Here is a 24,929-nt window from a genome sequence, read left to right as displayed (position 1 = left end):
AGAGGCAGTCTGTAATGGATTTGCCTCTTTTAATTTTTTCCAAAAAAAGTGAACTAAATTTTGGAGCAGAAAGATTTGGTCATTTTTCTATTATTAAAAATAAAGAAACAATCTGACTCAAGTTAAAAAAACATCCTGCAAGATTAAAAACTAATTACCATCACTTACGACCGCAAGAGGGATAGAAGCAAGCTACCAACGTAGCGCGTATAGCCCGACCGCAATAGTAAAAGGGGCGGCTAAGCGATATGCAAAGTGCCCCCTTTTACTATTGTGGTCTTGCCCAAATCCTCTTTGAAAGAAATGGAGACGAAATATTAATGATTCCTATGAAATGCTTTTTTATTAAATACTATTAAAATCCCAACACCCGTTGAAATAGCCATGTCGGCAATATTGAAAATAGCGTTGAAAAAAGTAAAATTGCGCCCGCCAAAATAAGGAACCCATTCCGGCATTGGATAATCTCTTACAAAAGGAAAGTAAAACATATCTACTACCTGTCCGTTTAACCAAGTTCCATAAGGGTTATCTGAGAATAGAGTGGCTAACTGCTGATGGCTGTTGTCGAATATAACTCCATAAAATACAGAATCAATTATATTTCCTAATGCGCCTGCAAATATCAAGGCAATAGCGACAATAAGATAATTGGAACTTTTCTTTCTTTCTACAGCATCCCACAGCCAATAACCAATTCCTGTTACGGCAAATAATCTAAAAACCGTTAATATTAATTTTCCGTATTCCCCAGGTATTTTTGTTCCCCAGGCCATCCCTTCATTTTCGATAAAATGAATTTGAAACCAATTGAATACATGAACCTCTTCTCCTAAAATGAAATTTGTTTTTACATAAATTTTAGATACCTGATCTACCAACAATATAAGAACAATAAGAAAATATGCTTTGACTAATGACATCTATAAAATTTTTAACGCCGTAAAAGTAATAAATTAAGAAAAAAAAACGCTCCTAAAGGAGCGTTAATTATTGTGGCATAAAGACTTTTATCTTTGAAGATTTTTTGCCTCGATGCTCATTGTGGCATGAGGAACAATTTTTAGTCTTTCTTTTCCAATTAATTTTCCGGTAATTCTACAAACACCGTACGTTTTATTTTCTACTCTAAATAATGCACTCTTCAAATCTCGTATAAACTTTTCCTGACGAATTGCAAGTTGTGAGTTTGCTTCTTTTGACATGATTTCGCTGCCTTCTTCAAATGCTTTAAACGTGGGAGATGTATCATCCGTACCGTTGTTAAGGTCATTCATATAGGCGCTCTTAATCAAATCTAAATCGGCTTGAGCCTTTACGATTTTATTCTGAATGATTTCCTTAAACTCTGCTAAATCAGCGTCAGAGTATCTTGCAACTTCATCTACCATAATACTAATTTTTTGTAATTATTATACTTGTTGTTATTCCATCAAAGTCAATTTCCGTGCCATTAGTCATAATTTCCTCAAAAACAAGCACTTCCGTCAGTGTTTCCGATTTAATATAGTCTTCATTGGCTTTTACTGCTGTTTCCAAAGTATCATTCTTTTGCAAATGTACTTTAATTTTATCTGTCACTTCAAATCCGGTATCTTTCCGGATATTTTGAATCCTGTTCACCAATTCCCTTGCAATTCCTTCTTGTTTTAGCTCTGGAGAAATTGTAATATCTAACGCAACTGTTATTCCGTTTGAATTGGCAACCAGCCATCCTTCGATGTCCTGTGATGATATTTCTACATCTTCCAGTGATAAAATTACACTATTTCCCGCAATTACGACCGATAGCGTGCCTTCTTTATCAAATTGTGAGATTTGTTCTGTTGATAGATTTTGTATCTCTTTGGAAATCAATCCCATATCTTTTCCGAAACGTGGCCCTAAAGCTTTGAAATTCGGTTTAATCTGTTTAATCAAAATACCCGAAGCATCGTCTAAAAGTACGATTTCTTTCACGTTTACCTCTGCCTTTATCAGATCGGAAACGGCTTCAATCTCTAGCCTCTGATTCTCGTCAAGTACTGGAATCATTACCTTTTGCAGTGGCTGACGCACCTTAATCATCTCTTTTTTGCGTAATGATAAAACAAGAGAAGAAATTGTCTGTGCTTTCTGCATTTTGCTCTCTAACATTTTATTAACATACTTTTCAACTGAAACCGGGAATTGAGCTAAATGTACTGACTCAAAATTTTCTGTTTCTGCCGCTTTTGTCAGGTCTCTGTAAAGGGCATCCATAAAAAATGGAGCTATAGGCGCACTTAATTTACTGACTGTCAATAAACACGTATAAAGCGTTTGATAAGCTGCAATTTTATCTTGCGCATATTCTCCTTTCCAGAAACGGCGGCGGCACAAACGAACGTACCAGTTACTTAGATTCTCCTGTACAAATTCGGATATAGCACGGGCAGCTTTTGTTGGCTCATAATCTGCATAGGCTTCATCGGCTACTTTTATTAAAGTATTTAATTCAGATATAATCCATTGATCAATTTCTGGTCTCTCGTTTACCGGAATTTCTGCTTCTTCATATTTAAAACCATCGATATTAGCATACAAGCTAAAGAACGAATAAGTATTATAAAGCGTTCCGAAGAACTTACGGCGCACCTCGGCGATTCCTTCTAAATCGAATTTTAAGTTATCCCAAGGATTTGCATTTGAAATCATATACCAGCGCGTAGCATCAGGACCATATTCTTTCAAAGTTTCAAAAGGATCGGCTGCATTACCCAAACGCTTGGACATTTTTTGTCCGTTTTTATCCAAAACTAATCCGTTGGAAACAACATTTTTATAAGCTATCTTGTCAAAAACCAAAGTCCCGATAGCGTGCAGCGTATAAAACCAGCCACGTGTTTGATCCACGCCTTCGGCAATAAAATTGGCCGGAAAATCTTTGTTTTCGTCTATTTTATCCTTGTTTTCAAAAGGATAATGCCATTGCGCATAAGGCATCGCACCAGAATCAAACCAAACGTCTATCAAATCAGATTCGCGTTTCATTGGTTTTCCAGAAGCTGAAACCAAAATAATCTGATCTACTACATTTTTATGCAGATCAATCAAATCATAGTTTTTTTCGTCCATATTTCCAATTTCAAAACCTTTGAAAGGGTTTTCTTTTTGGAAACCAGCTGCAATTGATTTTTCAATTTCATTGTATAATTCTTCGACAGAACCTATCAGCATTTCTTCTGTTCCTTCTTCGTTTCTCCAAATTGGCAATGGGATTCCCCAATAGCGGGAACGTGATAAATTCCAGTCGTTGGCGTTTTTCAGCCAATTCCCGAAACGTCCTTCACCAGTTGCTTTTGGCTTCCAGTTGATGGTTTCGTTAAGGTCGAACATACGGTCTCTAACCTCAGTGATTTTTATAAACCAGGAATCCAAAGGATAGTATAAAATTGGCGTATCTGTTCTCCAGCAATGCGGATAACTGTGCACGTATTTCTCTACTTTGAATGCTTTATTTTCTTCTTTTAACTGGATTGCAATTTCAACATCAACAGAGCGTTCTGGCGCATCGCTATCAGTATAATATTCATTTTTAACATATTTTCCAGAAAAATTCCCTAAACCGTCAATGAATTTCCCTTGTAAGTTTACTAATGGAACCGGAGTCCCGTTTTCGTCCAAAACTAACATTGGCGGTACTTCTGGAATAGCTTCTTTGGCTACTTTGGCATCATCGGCACCAAATGTCGGAGCGGTATGCACAATTCCGGTTCCGTCTTCTGTAGTTACAAAATCACCCGAAATTACTCTAAAAGCATTTTCAGGATTTTGGTATGGCAAAGTCAATTTCATTAATTGTTCGTAACGAATTCCAACTAAATCAGCTCCTTTACATTCTGCAAGAATATGAAATGGTATTTTTTTATCTCCTTCTTTAAAATTTTCAAAGTCTGATGGGTCGGTACTTTCAAAAAATCCTTTTCCAAATTGTTTACCAACAAGATTTTTGGCCAAAATCACGTTCGTTGGACGAAACGTATATTGATTGAACGTTTTTACCAGAACATAGTCGATTTTAGGCCCAACAGTCAATGCTGTATTACTTGGTAAAGTCCAAGGCGTAGTCGTCCAAGCCAATAAATGAATTTCATCCAAATCGAGTCTTTCGAACTTATAATGTTTTAAATTATTGGATCTGATATAATCATAAAAAGTATTGAAAACCAATTCTTTTTGATCATCCAACACTTTAAATTGAGCCACAACCGTAGTATCAGTTACGTCACGGTAACTTCCCGGCTGATTAACTTCATGAGAAGACAATCCTGTCCCAGCTTTTGGAGAATACGGCTGAATAGTATAGCCTTTGTACATCAAATCCTTGTTGTAGATCTGTTTCAGCAGCCACCAAACCGATTCCATATATTTGGATTTGTAAGTCACATACGGATCTTCCATATCCACCCAATACCCCATTTTTTCGGTCAGGTCATTCCACACATCGGTATAACGCATTACGGTTTTTTTGCACGCTTCGTTATACTCTTCTACTGTTATTTTTTTTCCAATATCTTCCTTGGTAATTCCAAGTTCTTTCTCAGTACCTAATTCTACAGGCAAACCATGCGTATCCCAACCAGCTTTACGCTTCACTTGGAATCCTTTTTGGGTTTTATATCTGCAAAAAATATCTTTAATCGCACGTGCCATTACGTGGTGAATTCCAGGCAATCCATTTGCCGAGGGCGGGCCTTCAAAAAACACAAACGGTTCAGCCCCATCGCGGGTGGTTACACTCTTTTCAAATATATTTTCTTTCTTCCAAAAATCCAGCACTTCTGATGCCACTGTTGGCAAGTCAAGTCCTTTGTATTCAGTAAATTTTGTGCTCATTTTATCCTTTTCTTAATCGTGGTGCGAAAGTAAGAAATTTTAAAATAAAAAGGCAATGAGCACCCGTAAAAGTTATATTTTACTGTATTCTGAATACCTGAGACAATCATTTTATTTTAAAAATAAAAGCAAATAAAAACATTTAAATTACTAGTAATTAAGTATTTACAAATAAAAAACAGGTGTTTATACCTGTTTTCTGTTCTTTAAATAGTTGTATGTTTGGTTCTCTATCTCAGTTAGTTACAAATTTTACAGCCATGAATATATCCAAAATTTTTTCTAATCTAATTTTGAAAATAAAATCAGAGCCTAATTCAAATACCTTGGATATTGCTATTACCAACATAGCTACACTGGAAGATACCTCCAAATTAAATTTGACAAAATCCCCACTTATTTTATCAATAGTAAATATTGAAGAAGACAGAACTCTTAAAAATCAATCAGTTTATCTAAAAGAGGCAGACCATAAAATCAGCATTTCGAGATATAAAAACCCAACACAGCATCTTATTTTTTCAATATTATTTAGCTCTTATGTTGAGGAATCCGATTTGTATCTGGCGGGTATCGAAAAACTGAATTTGCTCATAAACTACTTCCAGCAAAACAATACTTTTTATTACAAAAGTGATGATACTGAACTGATTTATTATCCGGCTTTTATGTCAAAAACGGAAGCTGAAAAACTGAATTATTCCAAAATAACTTTTGAAACCACAAGCTTAACTATGGAGCAGTTAAATCAAATGTGGTCTTATTTGGGATCAAAATATATGCCTTCTATCTTATTTAAAATGAGATTGTATCCTGTACAAATAGATACTGTCATCACAGAAGAAGTAATCAAAGAAGTTGAAATTGACCTTTGGGAAAACGATAAAAATAATCTTATTGGGCTTTTAGAAACTATAAAAACTGAACAATAACAACATATAACCATAAAAAAAATTGTCATGAATGTAAGTTCTCTTAAAACACCTGGAGTATATATCAATGAGATTGATGCATTTCCGCCTTCAATTGCTCAAGTAGCAACTGCCATACCTGCATTTGTGGGTTATACAGAAAAAGGACCCACAGTTCCAATTCGGATTTCTTCCTTTATGGAGTTTGAACAAATTTTTGGTGGAGCTCCTTTGCCCAAAGCCGTTGTGGTCGAATTAGACTCAAACTTAGTTCCAACAGACAATAGTACTGTTACCGAAAGTCTCTTTAAACTCTATAACAGCATTCGCCTTTTTTACACTAATGGAGGCGGTGTTTGCTATATCGTTTCTATAGGTAATTATACGGCAACAATCAACAGCAATGGCGTTTTTGAAATTGGTATAGAAAAATTAGAAAAATTCGATGAACCAACTTTGATATTATTTCCGGATGCTGTGAATTTAAGTGCTGTTTTGTTGGGATTAGTACAACAAAAAGCTTTAGCTCAATGTGCTAAATTAATGGATCGATTTACAGTTATGGATGTCAAACAAGAAACAAGCCTTATTGCGGACAGCAGTGCTTTTAGAGACAATGTTGGCAATCAAAACATGAAATACGGATCTTCTTATTATCCTTATTTGAAAACTGCTTTTCCATACACTTATAGATTTAATGATATAAACGGAACAGCTAGTGGCAAAGTAGATTTTGGAACAATATACTCATCTGATGCCAAAATCAAACCGATGATTGATGCCTTTGGTGCTTTATACAATGATGTCAATAATGGCACTACAGGTTTGTTAAAAAAATGGAGTGATGCCAAAGTCGCCAATCCAAAGATTGATGCAGTAACAGCTCCTGCTCATGTAGTCTCATTCACAGGCAATATTTGGAACTTACTAAAGATTTACGGCAAACCCAGTACATTAGCAAACCCAGGATTGAAAACCTATTTAAATAATTCCATTCCTGTATTATTACGCCCGTTTGCGCAAAAATTAGTTGATTTTGAATCCCGTTATCTTTTAACTACAGCAACATATACAGTACACTACAGTACCCCTGGAATAAAGAATGCTTTTGATGACATTCCTTGGAAAGAAGGCGCTGTTGATTTCAAACCTTCTGAGACAAAAGTTCCTGCACAACCTAATTTGTATTTAAAGTTATTAACCTCAGATCCGGACACAACGGATATTGCGGCTGATTACGCAAAAATTAAAGCACAATTGAACAAACTTCATACAGCAATTGTAACAGCAATAGATGGATTGAGCCAATCAACTGAAAAGTATGTTACGGAAGAAGAAAACAGCTTAACATCAAGTATTCCTATTTATTCAGCAATTGTGGCTAAACTTTCTCAAACTATGAATACCGTTCCTCCATCAGGAGCGATGGTTGGTATTTATGCTCAAACAGATGCTTCTAGAGGCGTTTGGAAATCTCCAGCAAATGTAAGCGTTAGTGGTATTATTGGTTTAACCGCTGATATTAATGACACCGATCAAGAAGATATGAACATTCATGAAACCGGGAAATCCATCAATGCCATACGAAAATTCACTGGCAAAGGATTTATCGTTTGGGGGGGAAGAACACTAGCTGGAAACAACAACGATTGGAAATATATCAATGTTCGCCGATTGGCAAATATGATAGAAGAATCGGCAAAAAAAGCCTGCAATCAATTTGTTTTTGAACCAAACGTAGCCCAAACATGGGCTAGCGTAAAAGGAATGCTGGACAATTACCTAACCACACTTTGGAACGACGGTGCATTGGCTGGTGCCAAAGCGGAACATGCTTTTTTTGTTCAGGTTGGTCTAAATGAAACTATGTCGGCACAAGATATTTTAGACGGCAGAATGATTGTAAAAATTGGCTATGCGCCTTCCAGACCTGCTGAATTTATCATATTGGAATTCAAACAAATGCAACAAAGATCATAATACTCAATTATTTAACTTAAAAATAAAACGATATGCCTAATACTGATTTTCCGTTACCAAAGTTCCATTTTAGTGTAGACTGGGGTGGTAGTAAAATTGCCTTTACAGAAGTTTCAGGCCTAAACAAAGAGATGGATATTTTAGAACATCGTGTTGGTTCCAGCCCAGAATACTTTAAAAGAAAAATGCCCGGTATGCAAAAACTAAGTAACATTACCCTGAAACGAGGTGTATTTGTAGGAGACAACGAGTTCTTTGAATGGTACAATACCGTTGCTCAAAATACAGTTCAAAAAAGAACGGTTACCATATCGCTATTGGACGAAAACCACGAGCCAAAAGTAGTTTGGAGCGTGAAAGACTGCTTCATAGTATCCCTAAAATGCACAGATTTGAAAGCAGATGCCAATGAGGTTGCCATTGATACTGTAGAAATTGCCAATCATGGTTTTACTATTGAATATAAATCGTAACCCATATGCCAGGCAATGACCCTTTAGCAGGCTTTCACTTTTCGGTGATATTTGAATTGGTGCCTCAATTTTCAATTGATACAAAATTTCAAAGTGTAAATGGATTAAAAGTCACTATGGAAACAGAATCTTATACCGAGGGGGGGCAAAATAAATTTAAACATAATTTTCCCCTTCGTTCCGGTTACCAGGATTTAGTTCTAAAAAGAGGTTTAACAACGGATATGTCTGGATTGTCTATGTGGTGTAATCAGGCATTGGAAAATTTCATCTTTTATCCTGCTAATTTGATTGTGTCGCTGCTCAATGAAAAAGGCAATCCTGTAAAAGTCTGGTATGTCTCACACGCCATTCCTTTGAGTTATGAATTTAGTGATTTCAATGCAGAAGAGAATAAAATAATTATTGAAACCATTACTTTGAAATACAATTTTTTCAAAGAAATTCCAATTCCAAGTTTTTAAAAAAAAATTATATGGCAATTGAAATTAAAGAATTACGGATTAAAGTGAACGTTATTGAAACATCCGATGCTAATTCAAACGCATCTCTCAAATTAAATTCATTGAAATTGAATGAGTTGAAGTCGGAAATAGTTAAGGAATGCACTTCGAAAGTACTAGAGAAAATTAAAGAAAAAATGGAACGATGATAAAGGGATTATTAGGAATAATTGACAAAATGCATATCGAAGTTTTTCCTTCAAAAGAATACATTGAACCTCCAAAAAAGACCATCATTGTACAATTGAATCCCGAAAAATACACGATGAAGCATAATGTTGTTTTTTGCGAAAGTCAAGCAATGGGAACGTCTGGCAGTGATTTAAGCTTTAATAGAATTGAAGGAGAAGAGGTTACTTTTGATTTCTTTTTTGACAGTTCCGGCATAGTTCCCCCCGGAAAAATAAAAGATGGCAAAGGCGAAGAAACATTTCTAGATGCTCTAGGCGACATTGCCAATGCACTAAAACCGGCTATTGTCAATCCGTTTGGTGAGGTTGAAACCGTCGAAAAAGATGTTGAAGAATTCAAAAATTTACTGATGGGCTATGATGGTGACACCCATCAAACTGCTTATTTAAGACTGTTGTGGGGAGGCTATAATTTAAGTTGCCGGCTAAAAAGCATGGATATTGAATACACTCTTTTTAGAAAAGACGGAAGACCTATAAGAGCCAAAGTAAAATGCACTTTTAAGGGAACCGTTTCTTATAAAATAATGGTGGCAAAAGAAAATAAAAGCTCTCCAGATCTTACACACGAAAGAGTAATAAAGATGAATGATAGTTTAACCTTACTGGCAGAATCCATTTATGATAACAATTCATTTTATATCGATGTTGCCAAGAATAACAAATTATTAAGTTTTAGAAAAGTAAGCTTAGGCCAAAAAATAAAATTCCCACCAAAACTATAATTCAATGCCAAGTATAAAACCCTTTTATCCTTCTGACACTTTACTTAAAATGGAGTTTCTCATTAATGGGGTTAATAAAGGTTTGGATGTTTTTTTGACGGAAGGAAAAGTACATTTTGAATTGAATAAAATTCCATTTGCAAAGTTTACGTTTACTTGCTCGGAAGATGATTTTAAAGGAGCTCAGAGTTCTCCAATTCAATCGTTGAATAGAGGCCAAGGAACAGTACCCATAACTATTGAAGTGAAAATTTCTTTTGAAAAAGAAATGAAAACACTTTTTAAAGGCGTTGTCAAATCGCTGGATATTGAACATGAAAACTGTAATGTTGTTGCTAAAATAGAGTGTAAAGATGTTGCATTACGATTGACTCAAACTTCATCTGAAGCAGAGAATAATAATCAACCTTTTGGAGAAAGATTGACTACTTATACAAATGATTTACAGCTGAGCGAAAATTTATCTGGACAAAGTTGGAGCGAAGAGCATATTACGCAAAATAACACTGCAGTTCCTTGGGATTATTTGATTGGTTTTTTGGATTCCATCGGTATGTTAGTGGGGCTACGTAATACAGAATTCACAGGCATTGACATTGTTAATCCTGAAATCACTACTGCTTATATGGCTGAAAATGGCATTAATGTTTTTGCCTATACAGGTAGAGTGGATCCTGAGAGAAGAAGGTCTATGGTTACCATTCAGCATTGGGATATCGAAAATCAAGCGGTTAATACTGTGACTTCACAGCAAGAGGCCACCGAAAATACACATACCGTAAGAATCGACCAAACCAACCTGCAACCTGCAACTCTGCAAAGAATTGCAGATACTATTATTGCTAAAAGCAAAATAGCGTCCATTAGCGGAAAAGTAACCACGTTTGGAAATCTAAAAGCAAAGATTGGAGAATACATAAGTTTTAATAAAGTCAACCCCGAAATAGATAAGGAAACTTTATTAATTAGTGTTGAGGAACATCTTATTTCCAATGGCTGTTGGAAAACAGAATTCACTTATGGCTTAGAAAGCGAAAGATCGTTTACGGAGAATACCACTACGGGTGTTAACAATGCGCATGCACAGGTAGGACAATCGAATACCGTGAACGGATTATTGATAGGAATCGTGACTCAAATTGAAGAAGATCCCAATAATCAATTCCGAATTAAAGTTCGTATTCCAATGCTGTCTGAAAATGGCGAAGGGGTTTGGGCACGGCTAGCCACAATGAATGCTGCAAATAATATGGGCAGTTATTTTATTCCGAGTGTGAATGATGAGGTTATATTGGGTTGTTTGGGAAACAATCCGGACACACCCATAATTCTTGGGAGTCTTTATAGTTCTACAAGAGCAATGCCTTTTCCGATAACGCAAGATAATTTCTTTAAGGGTTTTGTAACCAAGGAAGGAACTAAAATAGTTATCGATGATGATAAAAAAAGCATTGAATTAAGTACCAAAAAAGGAAACAAACTAACCATAAGTGATGACCTGAAAGGATTTGTGATTGAAGACGAAAACAGCAATAAAATAACCTTGGACGATCAAGGCATATCTATCGAAAGCTTTAAAGATTTGAATCTAAAAGCCAGCGGAAACATAAAAATAGAAGGCACTCAAATAGCCATAGAAGGAAGTGCAAAAACAGACATAAAAGGGGGTACAGTAAACATCAATTAATGGGATTAGCCGCAAGAGTTTCGGATATGCATGTGTGCCCTAAGGTAGAGCCTGGGCCGGTACCCCACGTGGGAGGACCTATTCTGCCAGGAGGCAACTCAACGGTTTTAATAGGCGGTATGCCAGCTTCGGTTGTGGGAGATAATTGTGTTTGTGCTGGTCCTCCAGATTCATTAACAGCTGGATCTTCTTCTGTTTTCATCGGTGGGAAAGCGGCAGTGAGGATGGGAGATTCGACTGCACATGGAGGGACTGTTGTTATGGGTTGTCCTACTGTTATAATAGGAGGGTGAAAATGATTTAAGATTGTAGATTTCGGATTTAAGAAATTTTGAATGTTGAAAAGGAATACCTAGCAGGTTTTCATTGATAAAAATAAAATGATCTTGAATTCCTGAGAGCGCGTGAGGGATAGAGCAAGGCGCCAAAGCGCTCGTGATAGCCCGACCCGGTTGAGAAAGGGGCTGTATGAGCGGTTCTATAAGTAAGCCCCTTTTCTCAGCCGGGTCACGCCCAGATAATTAAAATTGGATAATTATTATAAAATTAACTTGATGAAAACAGATTCATTTTTAGGAACAGGATGGTCATTCCCTCCCACTTTTAACAACTTAACTGGCACTGTGGAAATGGTATCTGATGAGGCCGATATTTTTCAGAGCCTGCATATTTTGCTTTCTACACAACTGAAAGAAAGAGTGATGCGTTCTGATTTTGGCTGTGATTTGACTGCCTTATTATACGAAAATATAACCATTACATTGCTTACCAAAATAAAGGTTATCATTGAAAATGCCATATTGTTATATGAACCGCGTGTGGATTTACTGAATGTAGATTTTGCTATGGTTGAAACCAATAATGGATTAATCAATATTGAAATTACGTATAGAATTAGAGCCACCAATTCCAGAAAAAATTATGTATTCCCATATTATTTAGAAGAAGGAACATTTGTAAAACAATAAGTGTACAATGGAAAACTGCAAATCGATATTATCAATACACAACGGAATGGGGACTACTCAAAATGATCGGGTAAAACCCGCTTTACAACCCGATTATTTTCTTCTTGATGAAAGAAACGAACAGGACTTTATATTATTTGTGCAAAAGCTTTCGGAATATGTAAAATTCTTTAACGAATATAATATTTCAGAAAGCAATTGGTCTGTTTTTTTTCAGAAAGAATCTACTTCTATCCTTATATTAATTGCACATTGGAATATTGAATTGCTTCCAAAATCATTTGAAATTAAAAAAAATGAGATCTACTTAATTAGTGATCCTGCCACACAAGAAACGAGATTAATAGAGTATTTTAATTTGATATATACCGAATTTGATAAACTAGAGAAAAAAACAAAATTACTGGACGATGAAATCATTGAAAAAGAAAATTTAGTCGCAGCTTCTTATTCCATCAAAAATCAGTTTGAGCTTATTAAAAATCAAATAAACAGTGCTGTAGACATTCCTGCTCTTTTAAAAAATTATGTCTTTATTAAAACGACGCAGCAACTTTTCGGCCTATTGCTTTCATGGAAAAATTTTACCAAAAGTGCTATCGATTTCCAACTTAACAGCTATCCAAAACATTCTCCTCAATACACGCTGTTCCTTTCTTTTTTAAAGTTATTGGACATTGCCAAGACCAAGTTAAATGGATACACAAAAAACCATTTGGACTTTTATTATAAAGATATTTTACGCACCGAGAATCAAAATGCAAAACCGGATTACGTTCATTTAACAGTGGAACCTTTTGATGCAAAGTCGTTTTTGATTCCAAAAGGAACTGCTTTTATAGCCGGAAAAAACAGTGTTGGTCAGAAAAAATTTTATGAATCTACAGCTGATCAAGCTGTGAATGGGATCAAACTGCATTCTTTTTTAAGTATGTATCTCCAACAGGATTTCTATTTCAAGACAGATTTGCTTGCTTTTAATGCCAAGAATAAAGGATTTAATGCCTTTACAACCGAAAAACAGTTCTATAAAGAGGGAATAATGATTGCCAGCCCTATTTTTTATTTGCAAAGTGGGGAACGGATTATTTCTTTGCGATTTAATGATAAAGATTATAAAGCATCTGATTTTGATTTTTATATCACTGGCGAAAAAAAAACAATCGAAATCACAATTAAAAAAAATACCGAAAAAGATCCAAAAACAGGGACTAGTTCCATACAATTAAAAATTCCAGCCACCGAAAAAAAAATCATACCCTTCAATAAAAAATTACATTCTGAGTTTTTAATTCAAACTGAATTTCCTGTTTTGAAAATTGTTCCAAAAAACATTCACGTTATTAATGCCATTGAAACCATTTCGATTCAAGTGGAAGTAAATCATTTTAAATCGTTTGTATTGGATTCAGACTTTGGAAAAATCGACACAGAGAAATCATTTTTCCCTTTTGGAGAAATTCCAAAAACAGGCAATGGCATGATTATTAGTTCCAATGAGTTTTTTATGAAAAAGAATGCAGTTGCTTCTATTGGATTAATATCAGACACGCCATACTATAATTTAAAACCCCTTACACTTACTAATGGTATTTATGAAGAATATAAGTCAGCGTCAATTCCAATTTTTATATCCAATATATTTCCTTTAAATCTATCTTTTTTTAATCAAACCCTGATTTATCAAAACATCCCTATTCTTTCCTATAAAGAATTCCCTCCAGAGTCCAGTTCAAATACGATTGTGATTCCTAATTTATATCCTTTAACCGAATAMAATTATAAAGAAATAGCCAGTAATCAAATTTCTTCAAATGGAAAATTCAGAATAGAATTATTCGATGATGCGTTCAATGCCGATGCTTTTATGTTTAAATATATAGTAGCTGCCGGTAGCGAAGTTAAAGCACACTTGCCCTTTAAACCAAGAGTAAAAGAATTTACTTTTAATTACTATCTAAACGAAAATATTGATTTAAGTACTCGAAAAAATGAAACTAATATAATAGAAGTCTATAGTATACTACCCTTTGGMTATGCCAAAATAATAGACAAGGGAGTTTTTTATTTTAAACAAAAAAAAACTTTGGAAGGTGAAGTTTATTTAGGATTTGAAAAAGCAAACCCAAAAGATGGACTTCGTTTTTTAATCCAATTGGAAGAGGGTACTGCAAACCCGCTACTAGAACCCGCAACAGTATCATGGGAGTATCTGGACAAAAACACTTGGAAAAAATTAGACTCTAACGCTATCGGGGATGAAACATTTTCCCTCACACAATCTGGACTTATTTCTATTACTATCCCAGAATTTGATTCAACATCAAATACCGAATTGGAATCGAATTTGTTTTGGCTAAAAATAGCAGTGTCAAACATCGAGGCTGTATGCAAATTTATAGGAGTCCATGCTCAAGCCCTAAAAGCTGTTTTAACCGATTATGAAAAATCGGGAGCAGTTTTTTTAGAAAATACCCCAAAAGAAACCATAAGCAAAATCTACAAACCAATAAATAAGGTAAAAAAAATAGTTCAGCCATACTCCTCTTTTAGCGGAAGAATCAAAGAGCCCGACAGTACATTATACACCCGAACCAGTGAGAGACTGCGCCATAAAAACAGAGCCATAACCACTTGGGATTACGAGAAGATTGTGTTGCAGGAATTCCCAGAAGTCTACAGAGTAAAAGCATTAAACCATTATCGATATGACACTGTGATTTCCAATGTTTCGGCGGGATATGTGACTTTAATTCCAGTTGCAAAATCATCAGTTTCGGATAACGTCAATTGGAAACCGCTTTTGAGCCTGAATAAAATGCTCCTGATAAAAGAACACCTGGCCAAAATTGCATCTCCTCACGCAAGAATTAATGTAAAAGCACCCAAACAGGAAAAAGTAGAAGTCTTATTCAAAGTAAAGTTTCATTTGCAGGAAGGAATGGATTCCGGGTTGTACATAACCGAATTAAAACAAACCATTAACTCCTATTTAAGTCCGTGGGCTTATGAAACATCAGAAATAAATTTTGCCAATGAAATAGAGTTTTCATCCATAATTCAATTAATTGACAATCAGAGCTACGTCGATTATCTTATTGATTTCAAAGTCAATCAGTATATTCTGGATGCCAATAATGAAGTGGTGGGAAGTGCCATTCAAAACTTGAATAAAATTTCGCCGCAAACAGATTACACATTGTTTATCCCAAATGATTCCCATCAAATTCTAGCAATTTAAAACGTAAACTATGCCATCTGAATATTATATAGAAAAAAATAGAGTTTTACCTCCTTCCCAAGATTTTCAGTTCTTGTTGAAAGAAGGCTTGCGCTATATCGAAAAATTAGGCTCTAAATTTTGGACTGATTATAATGCTCACGATCCTGGAATAACAATCTTAGATGTACTATGCTATGCCATTACGGATTTAGGTTACCGAGCTGATTTTGACATAAAAGATCTTTTGACCAATAAAAAAGGGCTAATAGAAAACAAAACGTTCTTTAGTGCTTCAAACATTTTTACAAATGCTCCGTTAACCGAAATAGATTTTAGAAAACTGCTTATAGACATTGATGGGGTTGCTAATGCTTGGCTATTGGCCACCAAAAAAGAAGTTGATTCGTATGGTTATCTCGTTCCAAATGAAAGTGAGGCGAAATTGTACATCAACAAATTAGAAGACAAACTAAGTTTAAAAAGCACCAATAAAAAAAATATCGCTTTAAGCAAATTGCAGTTAAGAGGTCTGAATAAAATAAAAGTAGAATTGGATGATGATCCCATTTTGGGCGATTTGAATACCTTGATTTTAGAATTTTCCTTTTGGGAAAAAAACCGTTGGATTAATCTTAAAATAGTTCCTCAGTTTACTCAATGGGATGATCCTGACAGCAACTTATTTAAGAAAATGAATACGCCCTCAAAAATTACAATCGAAAGCGTAAAAAAAATACAGGACATTGTTTACCTAGTAGTTAACAGGTATTCGAAACCGAGTGAATTCTTGCATTTTAGAATATTCTCCGAAGACAAAAACGAACTGGATTTAGTTTTAGATCATTTTAAAACCGAAAAAAATGTATGTGAAATCATTTCTTTATTTGAAAAAAAGAAAAATAAAATTCAAGATATTTTTTCGGCCGTTGCGGTTCGACTGCATCAAAACAGAAACCTAACTGATGACTATTTATGTACTCAAATCATAGAAAAAGTAGATATTGGAATTTGTGCAGATATTGAAATAGAACCTGGTTTCGATGTTATTGATGTAATGAGCCAGATTCAAATTGCTATTGATGCTGTTATTTCCCCTAAAATTAATTTCTATTCTCTTTCTCAATTAGTAAAAGAAGGATACCATTCCGAAGATATATTTTTAGGTCCAAAATTGACTCATGGCTTTTTAAAAGACGAAGAAATAGCGAAAGCACAATTGACAAAAGAGATTCACACTTCAGATATTATAGCCGTTTTGATGGCGATAAAAGGGGTTAAATCGGTCAAAAATCTTTTGATGACGGCTTATAATCTTTTGGGAAAACCAATTCCCAATGCGATAAATAAAAGCTGGGTTTTGACACTTAATGGAGAAGTTAAACCCGTTTTCAATGCATTAAAATCAAAACTGTTGCTGTTTCAAAAAAATATTCCTTTTCTGCTTTCGGAAAACCAATTAATGCTGGTAGAGCAAAAAGTGATTATGTCCAAAACGCTGTTCAACCAAAAAAAATTAAAAGGGGCAAACAATGATTTTGAGGTAAAAAACGGTACTTACTATCCACTTAACAGTTACAATAGCATACAGGATGAATTTCCAGTTACGTATGGTTTGGGTAAAAATTATGTTTCAGACAAAGAAACCGATCTTAGAAAAGCGCAGACAAAACAGCTCAAAGGATACTTGTTCTTTTATGAGCAACTATTAGCTGATTTTTTCAGTCAGCTCTACAATGCAAAAGAATTATTTAACACAGATGTTGATGCTCTCAAAAAATCCTATTTTCCAGTGTACTTGGACAAAGACGATGAAACCGGAAATGATTTTTATTCGAAAGAATTATATAAAGATGACCTTAAAAAAATACTATTGGAAGGCGAATCAGATGATGATGTTTCATTATACGAGTCCAAAATTCTTTTTCATGATCGAAAAAATAGAGTTTTAGATCATTTGATGGCTCGTTTTGCCGAAAGTTTCAATGATTATGTTTTTATGATGTATCAGGTTTCCAGTGACACATCGGGTATGGGAAGCCTTTCATTTGACTATGATGATTTAATACTGGACAAGCAAAATTTTATCAACGTGTATCCCGAAATTAGCAGTAATCGCGGTTTGGGAATCGATTATTTGAACGCATCTATTGTTTCGAATGCGCTGCATTTTAATCCCTTTTGGAAAACCAATCATCGAGGTGGTTACGAAAAAAGAGTAGCCAGATTATTAGGAATAAACGAAATCCCTTTAAGAAACATTGTAACCGAGGAAGGGCCTCAAAAACAATGGACAGTCGAAACACTAAACGAAGATTTTTTATTTAAAATTATTGCTCCGGCAACAAATCTGGAAGAAAAATGGAATTGGTCCCAACTGCATTTTTTGGATCAAAACCTTTATAAAATAGCCAATGTTGGTGTCCATTTTTACTTATATCTGGTAGACGAAAACAAAAAAATAGCCAGGCTAGAGCGCAAATTCATTTCTGAGACCGAAGCATTTGAATATTTGCAAAAAATGATAAAAACGTTCAATCTGTACTATGAAAATTTTTATTGTCTGGAGCATATTTTGCTGAGACCTTTTAATAACAAAACTTTTTCGGATGATGATTTACTATCGGTTTGCCTGAATGACGAATGCGATGATATTGCCAACAACGACCCTTATTCATTTAAGGCTACCATTATATTGCCCGGTTATCTTTCGCGTTTCAAAAATTTAACTTTTAGAAAATATGCCGAAAAAATATTCAGACAGGAAGCTCCGGCTCATGTTTTATTAAAGATATGTTGGGTTAATGCAAAAGACTTACTGGCGTTTCAAGGAAAATACAAAACTTGGCTAAAAAATTATCGGCAGTATCGATTGGATTTTTGTAAAAATAAACTAACACCTGCCAAGGAAACAAAATACAAAACCGAGTTAAATGAGCTTGTACTGGCATTAAAAGAGCTCAACACAATTTATCCAGAGGGAAATCTTTACGATTGCCAACTAAGTGAATCAATCAATCCAATTATTTTAGGGAATACATCATTAGGAACTTTATAAAAACAATATCATGGAAGCATATAATACACCTATTTATCCAGTTTTTGAAGCCGATCAGGTCTTAAGTCAAAAAGAGCTTAATCTGGTAGTAAGCCACTTAGAGGAACAAGATCGTATTACAAGAAAAAATCTAATTGGTTTAGGGATTGTTTGTGGATTGGACCTTTCTTTTCTAATCGATAATACTGTAAAAATTAGTTGTGGCACGGCAGTTACCTCACTCGGCTTTCAAATGAACTGGGCAGAAACGACACTTACCCATTATCAGGATTTTGACTTGCCGGATTCTTTCTTAAAACCAGATTATACCAGAGAACCACATTTAAATTTCATTTTTAAATATGCTCCCCAATACGAATCCATAAAAAATTGTATTGAACTGCTTCCTTCAAGTTCCACTGTTCCTGCTAAAAAACCTATTTCAAAAGACTTTTTTATCAATAAGGCTATTATACTGTTTCTTGAAGTTTCGTTAATTGACCAAAAAAACTGCAATACAACCAATTGTGATGACAAGGGAAAACGAATGGAATTCATAGTTAGACCTTTGGTCATCCCTATAAATGAACTAACTAAAGGTTTGCTTCCAGAACAACATTTAGACGAAAATTATTCAAAATTAACGTTCCCAAGATATAATGTTCCCCATAAAAATTTAATTACAGGCATATCTGTTTTGGATGAATTCAAAAAAGTATTTGAAGCTACTCAACTTCTGACTATTTCAAACGCTATCAAAGACCTTTATACCGATCACAAATATATTTTGCCCAATCAAAACAGTTTTGCAATATTCGAAAACAGCAAAGCTAAAATGGATGAAATGTTAAACATCCATAAATCAAATGTGGGTGTGCAATATCTTTGGGATTGGATTTCGGACATAACGCTGGCTTACAATGAAATTATAGAATTCAAAAAAATCAATCCTTCCTTTTGCTGTGTCAACGAAAGCCTATTCCCATTTCACGTGGTTTTGGGAACAAATTCTTCGAATAGTAATGTTTATAGAACCGCTTTTACTCCATCTTTGAATGCAACAAAAAAAGAAGCTGTAAAACTCAAAAAATTCATCCTTCTTTTTGAACGATTGTCTTCCATAATCAATTCTTTTGAAATGCAAAAAGCGGGAAAAATAAAAATCACCCCTTCCTCCTATGGTTCGGATTTTTTATCCAAAAAAGCGATTCCTTTTTATTATAACCAAATAGTGGATTTGAACCAAAAATGGAATCCCGAATTAACCCTAAAAACCAAAAACGACACTATACTTTCTTACCATTCCGATATTCCAAATTATACAAATAAAATCGAGGTGCAAAAACCATTACTGTTCGAAATGGAGCCGTACAACTTTTTTAGAATCGAAGGACATATCGGTATGAATTATAAAAAAGCCATCAAAGACCTTACGCTAATCAAAGACAGCTACAGTCTCCCTTTTAAAATAACGGCATTAAATGCTGTGGATTTTCTCAATAAAGAGGTTGATATTTTAAAGTTTGATGGCAGATGGGATGATCTGGAAACCGATTATGATTTAGCACGAAAAAGAATTTATAACATTACTGAATTTGTAATTAAATGGATGGATGTGAGAAGAGATGCTTTGGAACAAAACAAAGTTATTACCAAACAGAATATTGACAATTTCAAAAATATTTTGGCTCAGCTGAAAAATCTTTTAACCAATGATTTAAAAGAATTCCTGCCCAATTACAAATCCTTTTATGAAATATTTAAACAATTAAATTATGTCTTTTTATTTCACAGATGGTGCATTCAGTTATTTAACGCCACCTTGTCTACACTTGCAGAGGATTTAATAGACCGTATGGACGATATCAACGAATTGTTCCTGGACGATCCATTTACCGTAATCTATGAAGAGGCCAACTTGAGATGGCAAAAAACGTATAAAGATTTATTCTTTTCCACCTATATAAAAAAACATCCCGGACTGGAGCATAAAGCTGGTGTTACCAAAGGAGGAACTTTTGTTTTGGTCTATGTTGACAGCTCTATCTTTAAGGCTGCAGCTCCGCCACTTCTATACACCAACTTACTGACAGAGGTAACCTCTTATCGAAATAACATAAATATTGCCGATAGCGTAAAACAAGAATTAATAGACAGCGTAAAATTTACGGATTACAAATCTCAAATTAAAACAAAACCATCTACTATAGACAAATGTAAAGCCGAAACAGATAATATTAAAGCCAATTTAATAGAGGTTGCCAAATACAATATGGATGAAAACTATACTCTTGAAATGAGTAGTTTTATTCTCGAAAACATAAAAAATGCTTTACAGTATGAAATCATTCCAATTTCTAAAGGCAATACATTTCAACAGCTCATCATTGCCGATTTCTTCCTGCCCTATGCCTGTTGCGGTGATGGCAATACAATCGAAGTGAAAATAGAAGTCAACGAACCTTTATTCATTTCATTAGACATCCTTAAATATTGCAACAATGACAGTGATGAATATGAAATAAAAATTAAAGGTAAATCGGGAGGTAAATTCTCTGGAACCGCAAAAGATGCCGTAATTCAAAAAAGCGACAAATACTATTTGGTTCCAAGTCAAAATTCAATCAAAGTGTCCCAATCCTATTCTTTACAATATGAATTAGATGAGGAATTTAGCAATACCATCGATTTCGAAATTTTCGCCCCATCAACATTGAAATGGACGGTCGAAAGAGATAAAAAAGACCCAAACCAATTTCATTTTACGAACCCAATACTGAAGGATACACACGAATATTTATTTGATTTTGAAGATAATTCAGAAATGACAACAAAAGAAAGTCCTGTTTCCCACACCTTCAAATTTAATGAAAAGGCACAACAGTTTAAGGTCTCAATCAAACAATTAGGGGAGGTTTGCGAAAACAATCAAACCATAATAGTCAAAATGATTGGCGATTTCAGGACTACAGATTTTAACGAAAAAGATTTCAATACTAACAAATAAAAGCAATATCATGGCAGCAAAAAACAAAACAGTAATTATTCAAGAAATTGATACTATTATTAAAACGGGAGGTGATATCAAAGCAACAGATACAAATACCATACTTAAAGATATTTTAGACTGTGTAGAACTAAACGAACAAGGAGCAGCCGGCTCCTCCACTTTTGCCTTTGAAAGCAAAACGACTTTAAAGGATCCACATGGAGCTTTGCTTGATTATTCGATTAGAGGAATCGAAAAATCATTTGCAAACATCACTTTTAAAATACAAATTAAAGAAAATAACGTGAATGATTTGAAATTCCCGAATGATAATCCACAAATTATGAAAGCCCTAGACTCTATCATTGATTCAGGCCAAAGCAACCAAATGGATTTTTTAGTAAAAATAAAAAAGACACAAACTGGGTCAACTGATGGCAAAAAATTTAGAGTGGGGAGTTTAAATTTTTTTATAACAAAAGATTTATTTTCTATTAAAATCGAAAGCCAAGAAATCAATGACAACCTTTTTAATGGCGATCAGATTTTCACTTCTATTGCAATTCATTGTCCAAAACCTAACATTAAATTATAGCAAATGCATTTACTCCAACAACATACTTTTGATATTCAGTGTTCTTCTCCAGATTTTGGAAAAGAAATACAAAATCAATTGAGTTCATTGTTGGAGAACCATTTTTATCCCAAATTAGAAATTTTATTCGATAAATATGCCGTTGATAAGCATATTTGGAACATCGATTTAATAGTGCTTGAACTCCCCAATGTGTCAATAAAAAATTGGAAAAATGAACTGGTACATCATTCTTTACTACAAATCGAAGAATACCTAAAGAACAACATTCCCCTTTTTGAGATTGATAATGCTGACAACCATTCTTTACTGCAAATTGAAGAATACTTAAAAAACAATACTTCCCTCTTTAAAATTAATAATAGTAACAATCATAACATTGTACAAAAAGGATTTATCACTAAAGAACAGCATCTAAGTTTTTTGTTGTTTCATTTTTTAAAAACAGGTGTTTTGGCAGAAAATTCTATTTCTAAAAATCTAACTGAAGTTGTTTCTAAAATAGAAATCACAAATGAATTTCTAGAAGAACTTATTAAAAACCTAAATGAAGACACGATCTGTTTTGAACGATGGCTTTTTTCTATTCCAGTTTTTTTTAAAAAGAAGTGTGTTAATTCATTAGTGGATTTCAAATTAATTTCAGTTTCTCATTTCCAAGAAATTCTTCAAAATCAAGAAAGCAGTTTGTATGAATTAAAACAATTTAAACAGCTATTCAAAACAAACAAAGCTTTCGTATTACAATGGTTTGAAGTATTGGAATGGACAAACTATATTCAAAAAAAACACAATTCAAAAGAATTGATTTTTAAAACTTTCATTGAATTGTCTTCAAAACATTGGGCAATTTCTTTGAATGAAATGAGGGCAATTTTCAAAATTATAAACACTAATAGTAAAACCGACAACAAAACTGTTTTTCAAGAAATGAGTTTTTTTATCGAAAGTTTAAAAAGAAGTGATACTCCAAATTCATTGAAGAATGATTTCATAGAAATAATAGAAAAATCAAATGATTATACTTTTGATGAAAACTTAGAAATTACCAAATCAAAGAAAATCTTTGATAACGAAACACAATTTATAAGTAATGCAGGCTTGGTTATTTTGCATCCTTTCCTGAAATCCTTGTTTGAACAATTGAACTTGTGTAAAAATGATATTTGGATCACGAAAATGAATCAGCACAAAGCCATTTTATTGACCCAATTTATGATTACAGGACAGGAAAGAAGTTATGAAAATGAGTTGTTTTTAAATAAAATTCTATGTGGATTCCCCATAGAAAGCGTCGTAAATACCCAATTAAAAATTACAAAAAAAGAAAAAGAAAAATGTTATAGTTTGTTACAAGCCGTTTCTGAACATTGGAAAGTAATGCAAAAATCCTCTGTAGAAGCTTTACAGGAATCCTTTTTGCAAAGAAATGGCAAAATCATAATTCAAAGCGAGTCCCGTTTTGAATTATGGGTGGAAGAAAAAGGATTTGACATACTACTGGAACAACTTCCCTGGGGCATTGGGATGGTCAAAACCCCGTGGATGGAAGAGTATCTAACCTGCAATTGGAGTTGATTATTTAATGCTAAAGAATACTGTTATGGACAAAATGATGTTACCGTCAGAAAAAGTAAATACGGCAAAAAGCAGTTCGTTTTTTAAACCAACCATTCAAAAAAAATTGAGTATAGGTTCTGCCAATGACAATTATGAAGTAGAAGCTGATGCTGTGGCTAATAAAGTGATGAGAATGCAGGAACCTCAACAACAAAATGTTTCTCATACGGGAGCATTAGTACAAAGAAAATGTACCGCTTGCGAACAGGAAGAAAAGTTGCAAAAGAAACCCTTAGCCGAAAATATCACGCCTTTGATTCAACGTTCATCAACAGAAAGTGGTGGCGAATCTCAAGCTTCAAACCATATTGAAAACCAAATCAATAATTCAAAAGGTAGCGGAAACAATATGGATCATGGCACAAAAAACTTTATGGAAAGCCGTTTTGGGACTGATTTTTCAGATGTAAAAATTCATACTGGAAGTCAGGCTGTACAAATGAGTCGTGAATTAAATGCACAAGCTTTTACTGTTGGGAATGATGTTTATTTTAATGAAGGAAAATATAGCCCAAATACTGATTCTGGGAAACATTTGTTAGCGCATGAATTGACGCATACCGTGCAGCAAAACGGCGGGATTGGGAGAAAGATACAAATGGATAGATTACCATGCACAACAAGAAAAACAATAGATATTTATCTCGTTTCTTTGCCAGGTTCTACAAGAAATACATATGGTGATGTTAATTATGCTAATTCTGTTTTATGCCAATGCGGAATCAATTTAAATGTTGTTGGAGCACAATCATGGCAAACAACGTTATTGAACGATATTTCTCCAAATGATATTCTGAACGAAAGTACAACTATAAATAGTGAATYAGATACAATGCTAAATCATCAGCCAGGAGGTTCAGATGTAATACATGTTTATTTTGTACCATCTAACACCTACGGAGATAGAGGAGGCTCATATGGTTATCCAGGAGTACTTACAGGAGTGCCTTTGTCAGTTTCAGTTACAAATAGTGGTGTTGTGGATACTTTAGCTCATGAAATTGTACATATTCTTTTAAGGAACGGAGGTCATCATCCAGATCCTAATAATTTAATTGCATCTGGAAGTATCAGAAATGTTGGCGTAGATGAACTTACTACAAGTCAGTGTAATTTATTACCCTAAATTTTAGGATTATAAATATCATAAAAATATATTTAAAAACTTTTTTC

At 34.2% G+C, this 24,929-nt stretch carries 18 protein-coding genes; 15 read left to right on the top strand and 3 right to left on the bottom strand.

The features are described from left to right. Window positions 1-317: 317 nt before the first annotated feature. From AC1DVP_RS02690 to ileS, 3 genes are all read right to left on the bottom strand, one after another. Complete coding sequence (locus AC1DVP_RS02690; protein ID WP_477182011.1) at window positions 318-923, bottom strand: lipoprotein signal peptidase; 606 nt, start codon at window positions 921-923, stop codon at window positions 318-320. Between the two features lie 87 nt (window positions 924-1,010). Beyond that, a complete protein-coding gene (locus AC1DVP_RS02685) occupies window positions 1,011-1,391 on the bottom strand; it encodes a TraR/DksA family transcriptional regulator (protein WP_100432822.1) in 381 nt (126 codons plus the stop codon). A 4-nt stretch (window positions 1,392-1,395) separates the two neighbouring features. Next, the gene (gene ileS, locus AC1DVP_RS02680) at window positions 1,396-4,857 is read right to left on the bottom strand and encodes an isoleucine--tRNA ligase (RefSeq protein ID WP_477182010.1); all 3,462 of its coding nucleotides are present in this window, start codon (window positions 4,855-4,857) and stop codon (window positions 1,396-1,398) included. Between the two features lie 260 nt (window positions 4,858-5,117). On the opposite strand from ileS, the gene AC1DVP_RS02675 reads away from it, so the two are divergent. From AC1DVP_RS02675 to AC1DVP_RS02605, 15 genes are all read left to right on the top strand, one after another. Beyond that, window positions 5,118-5,789, top strand: coding sequence for a Pvc16 family protein (locus AC1DVP_RS02675; protein WP_477182009.1), 672 nt, complete (start codon window positions 5,118-5,120; stop codon window positions 5,787-5,789). A 27-nt stretch (window positions 5,790-5,816) separates the two neighbouring features. Further along, window positions 5,817-7,748: a phage tail sheath family protein gene (locus AC1DVP_RS02670; RefSeq protein ID WP_477182008.1), complete on the top strand. Its 1,932-nt coding sequence runs from the start codon at window positions 5,817-5,819 to the stop codon at window positions 7,746-7,748. Window positions 7,749-7,780: 32 nt separating this feature from the next. Further along, window positions 7,781-8,221, top strand: a complete 441-nt coding sequence (locus AC1DVP_RS02665; protein WP_100432818.1) for a phage tail protein — start codon at window positions 7,781-7,783, stop codon at window positions 8,219-8,221. Window positions 8,222-8,226: 5 nt separating this feature from the next. Beyond that, window positions 8,227-8,685 carry a phage tail protein gene (locus AC1DVP_RS02660; protein WP_477182007.1) on the top strand — a complete coding sequence of 153 codons (459 nt, stop codon included), beginning with the start codon at window positions 8,227-8,229 and terminating at the stop codon, window positions 8,683-8,685. An 11-nt stretch (window positions 8,686-8,696) separates the two neighbouring features. Next, the gene (locus AC1DVP_RS02655) at window positions 8,697-8,873 is read left to right on the top strand and encodes a DUF5908 family protein (protein WP_477182006.1); all 177 of its coding nucleotides are present in this window, start codon (window positions 8,697-8,699) and stop codon (window positions 8,871-8,873) included. Further along, window positions 8,870-9,640, top strand: a complete 771-nt coding sequence (locus AC1DVP_RS02650; RefSeq protein WP_477182005.1) for a CIS tube protein — start codon at window positions 8,870-8,872, stop codon at window positions 9,638-9,640. The genes AC1DVP_RS02655 and AC1DVP_RS02650 overlap by 4 nt, the downstream gene beginning before the upstream one ends. Window positions 9,641-9,644: 4 nt before the next feature. Then, the gene (locus tag AC1DVP_RS02645) at window positions 9,645-11,327 is read left to right on the top strand and encodes a phage baseplate assembly protein V (protein WP_477182004.1); all 1,683 of its coding nucleotides are present in this window, start codon (window positions 9,645-9,647) and stop codon (window positions 11,325-11,327) included. Beyond that, entirely contained in the window at window positions 11,327-11,620 is a 294-nt protein-coding gene (locus AC1DVP_RS02640; RefSeq protein ID WP_100432814.1) for a PAAR domain-containing protein, read from the top strand. The genes AC1DVP_RS02645 and AC1DVP_RS02640 overlap by 1 nt, the downstream gene beginning before the upstream one ends. A 261-nt stretch (window positions 11,621-11,881) precedes the next feature. Continuing rightward, on the top strand, window positions 11,882-12,295 hold the full coding sequence (locus tag AC1DVP_RS02635; protein WP_100432813.1) for a GPW/gp25 family protein: 414 nt from the start codon (window positions 11,882-11,884) through the stop codon (window positions 12,293-12,295). Window positions 12,296-12,302: 7 nt separating this feature from the next. After that, window positions 12,303-15,536, top strand: a complete 3,234-nt coding sequence (locus AC1DVP_RS02630) for a hypothetical protein (RefSeq protein ID WP_477182003.1) — start codon at window positions 12,303-12,305, stop codon at window positions 15,534-15,536. A gap of 10 nt (window positions 15,537-15,546) precedes the next feature. Then, window positions 15,547-18,573 (top strand): hypothetical protein, encoded by a 3,027-nt coding sequence (locus AC1DVP_RS02625; RefSeq protein WP_477182002.1) that lies wholly within the window; start codon window positions 15,547-15,549, stop codon window positions 18,571-18,573. A 10-nt stretch (window positions 18,574-18,583) separates the two neighbouring features. Then, complete coding sequence (locus AC1DVP_RS02620; RefSeq protein WP_477182001.1) at window positions 18,584-21,559, top strand: hypothetical protein; 2,976 nt, start codon at window positions 18,584-18,586, stop codon at window positions 21,557-21,559. Between the two features lie 10 nt (window positions 21,560-21,569). Continuing rightward, window positions 21,570-22,136, top strand: a complete 567-nt coding sequence (locus AC1DVP_RS02615; RefSeq protein WP_477182000.1) for a hypothetical protein — start codon at window positions 21,570-21,572, stop codon at window positions 22,134-22,136. 3 nt (window positions 22,137-22,139) lie between these two features. Then, window positions 22,140-23,714, top strand: coding sequence for a contractile injection system tape measure protein (locus tag AC1DVP_RS02610; protein ID WP_477181999.1), 1,575 nt, complete (start codon window positions 22,140-22,142; stop codon window positions 23,712-23,714). A 25-nt stretch (window positions 23,715-23,739) separates the two neighbouring features. Then, the gene (locus AC1DVP_RS02605; RefSeq protein ID WP_477181998.1) at window positions 23,740-24,882 is read left to right on the top strand and encodes an eCIS core domain-containing protein; all 1,143 of its coding nucleotides are present in this window, start codon (window positions 23,740-23,742) and stop codon (window positions 24,880-24,882) included. Window positions 24,883-24,929: the final 47 nt, after the last annotated feature.

It is taken from the genome of Flavobacterium sp. P3_A6, from assembly GCF_056403035.1.
This window is presented reverse-complemented; position numbering and strand designations above follow the sequence as displayed.

Coding starts and splice junctions, on each gene's coding strand:
- AC1DVP_RS02625 (WP_477182002.1), top strand. CDS start 15,547: ATGCCATCTGAATATTATATAGAAAAAAATAGAGTTTTACCTCCTTCC.
- AC1DVP_RS02655 (WP_477182006.1), top strand. CDS start 8,697: ATGGCAATTGAAATTAAAGAATTACGGATTAAAGTGAACGTTATTGAA.
- AC1DVP_RS02690 (WP_477182011.1), bottom strand. CDS start 923: ATGTCATTAGTCAAAGCATATTTTCTTATTGTTCTTATATTGTTGGTA.
- AC1DVP_RS02620 (WP_477182001.1), top strand. CDS start 18,584: ATGGAAGCATATAATACACCTATTTATCCAGTTTTTGAAGCCGATCAG.
- AC1DVP_RS02635 (WP_100432813.1), top strand. CDS start 11,882: ATGAAAACAGATTCATTTTTAGGAACAGGATGGTCATTCCCTCCCACT.
- AC1DVP_RS02640 (WP_100432814.1), top strand. CDS start 11,327: ATGGGATTAGCCGCAAGAGTTTCGGATATGCATGTGTGCCCTAAGGTA.
- AC1DVP_RS02685 (WP_100432822.1), bottom strand. CDS start 1,391: ATGGTAGATGAAGTTGCAAGATACTCTGACGCTGATTTAGCAGAGTTT.
- ileS (WP_477182010.1), bottom strand. CDS start 4,857: ATGAGCACAAAATTTACTGAATACAAAGGACTTGACTTGCCAACAGTG.
- AC1DVP_RS02665 (WP_100432818.1), top strand. CDS start 7,781: ATGCCTAATACTGATTTTCCGTTACCAAAGTTCCATTTTAGTGTAGAC.
- AC1DVP_RS02650 (WP_477182005.1), top strand. CDS start 8,870: ATGATAAAGGGATTATTAGGAATAATTGACAAAATGCATATCGAAGTT.
- AC1DVP_RS02660 (WP_477182007.1), top strand. CDS start 8,227: ATGCCAGGCAATGACCCTTTAGCAGGCTTTCACTTTTCGGTGATATTT.
- AC1DVP_RS02610 (WP_477181999.1), top strand. CDS start 22,140: ATGCATTTACTCCAACAACATACTTTTGATATTCAGTGTTCTTCTCCA.
- AC1DVP_RS02645 (WP_477182004.1), top strand. CDS start 9,645: ATGCCAAGTATAAAACCCTTTTATCCTTCTGACACTTTACTTAAAATG.
- AC1DVP_RS02670 (WP_477182008.1), top strand. CDS start 5,817: ATGAATGTAAGTTCTCTTAAAACACCTGGAGTATATATCAATGAGATT.
- AC1DVP_RS02675 (WP_477182009.1), top strand. CDS start 5,118: ATGAATATATCCAAAATTTTTTCTAATCTAATTTTGAAAATAAAATCA.
- AC1DVP_RS02615 (WP_477182000.1), top strand. CDS start 21,570: ATGGCAGCAAAAAACAAAACAGTAATTATTCAAGAAATTGATACTATT.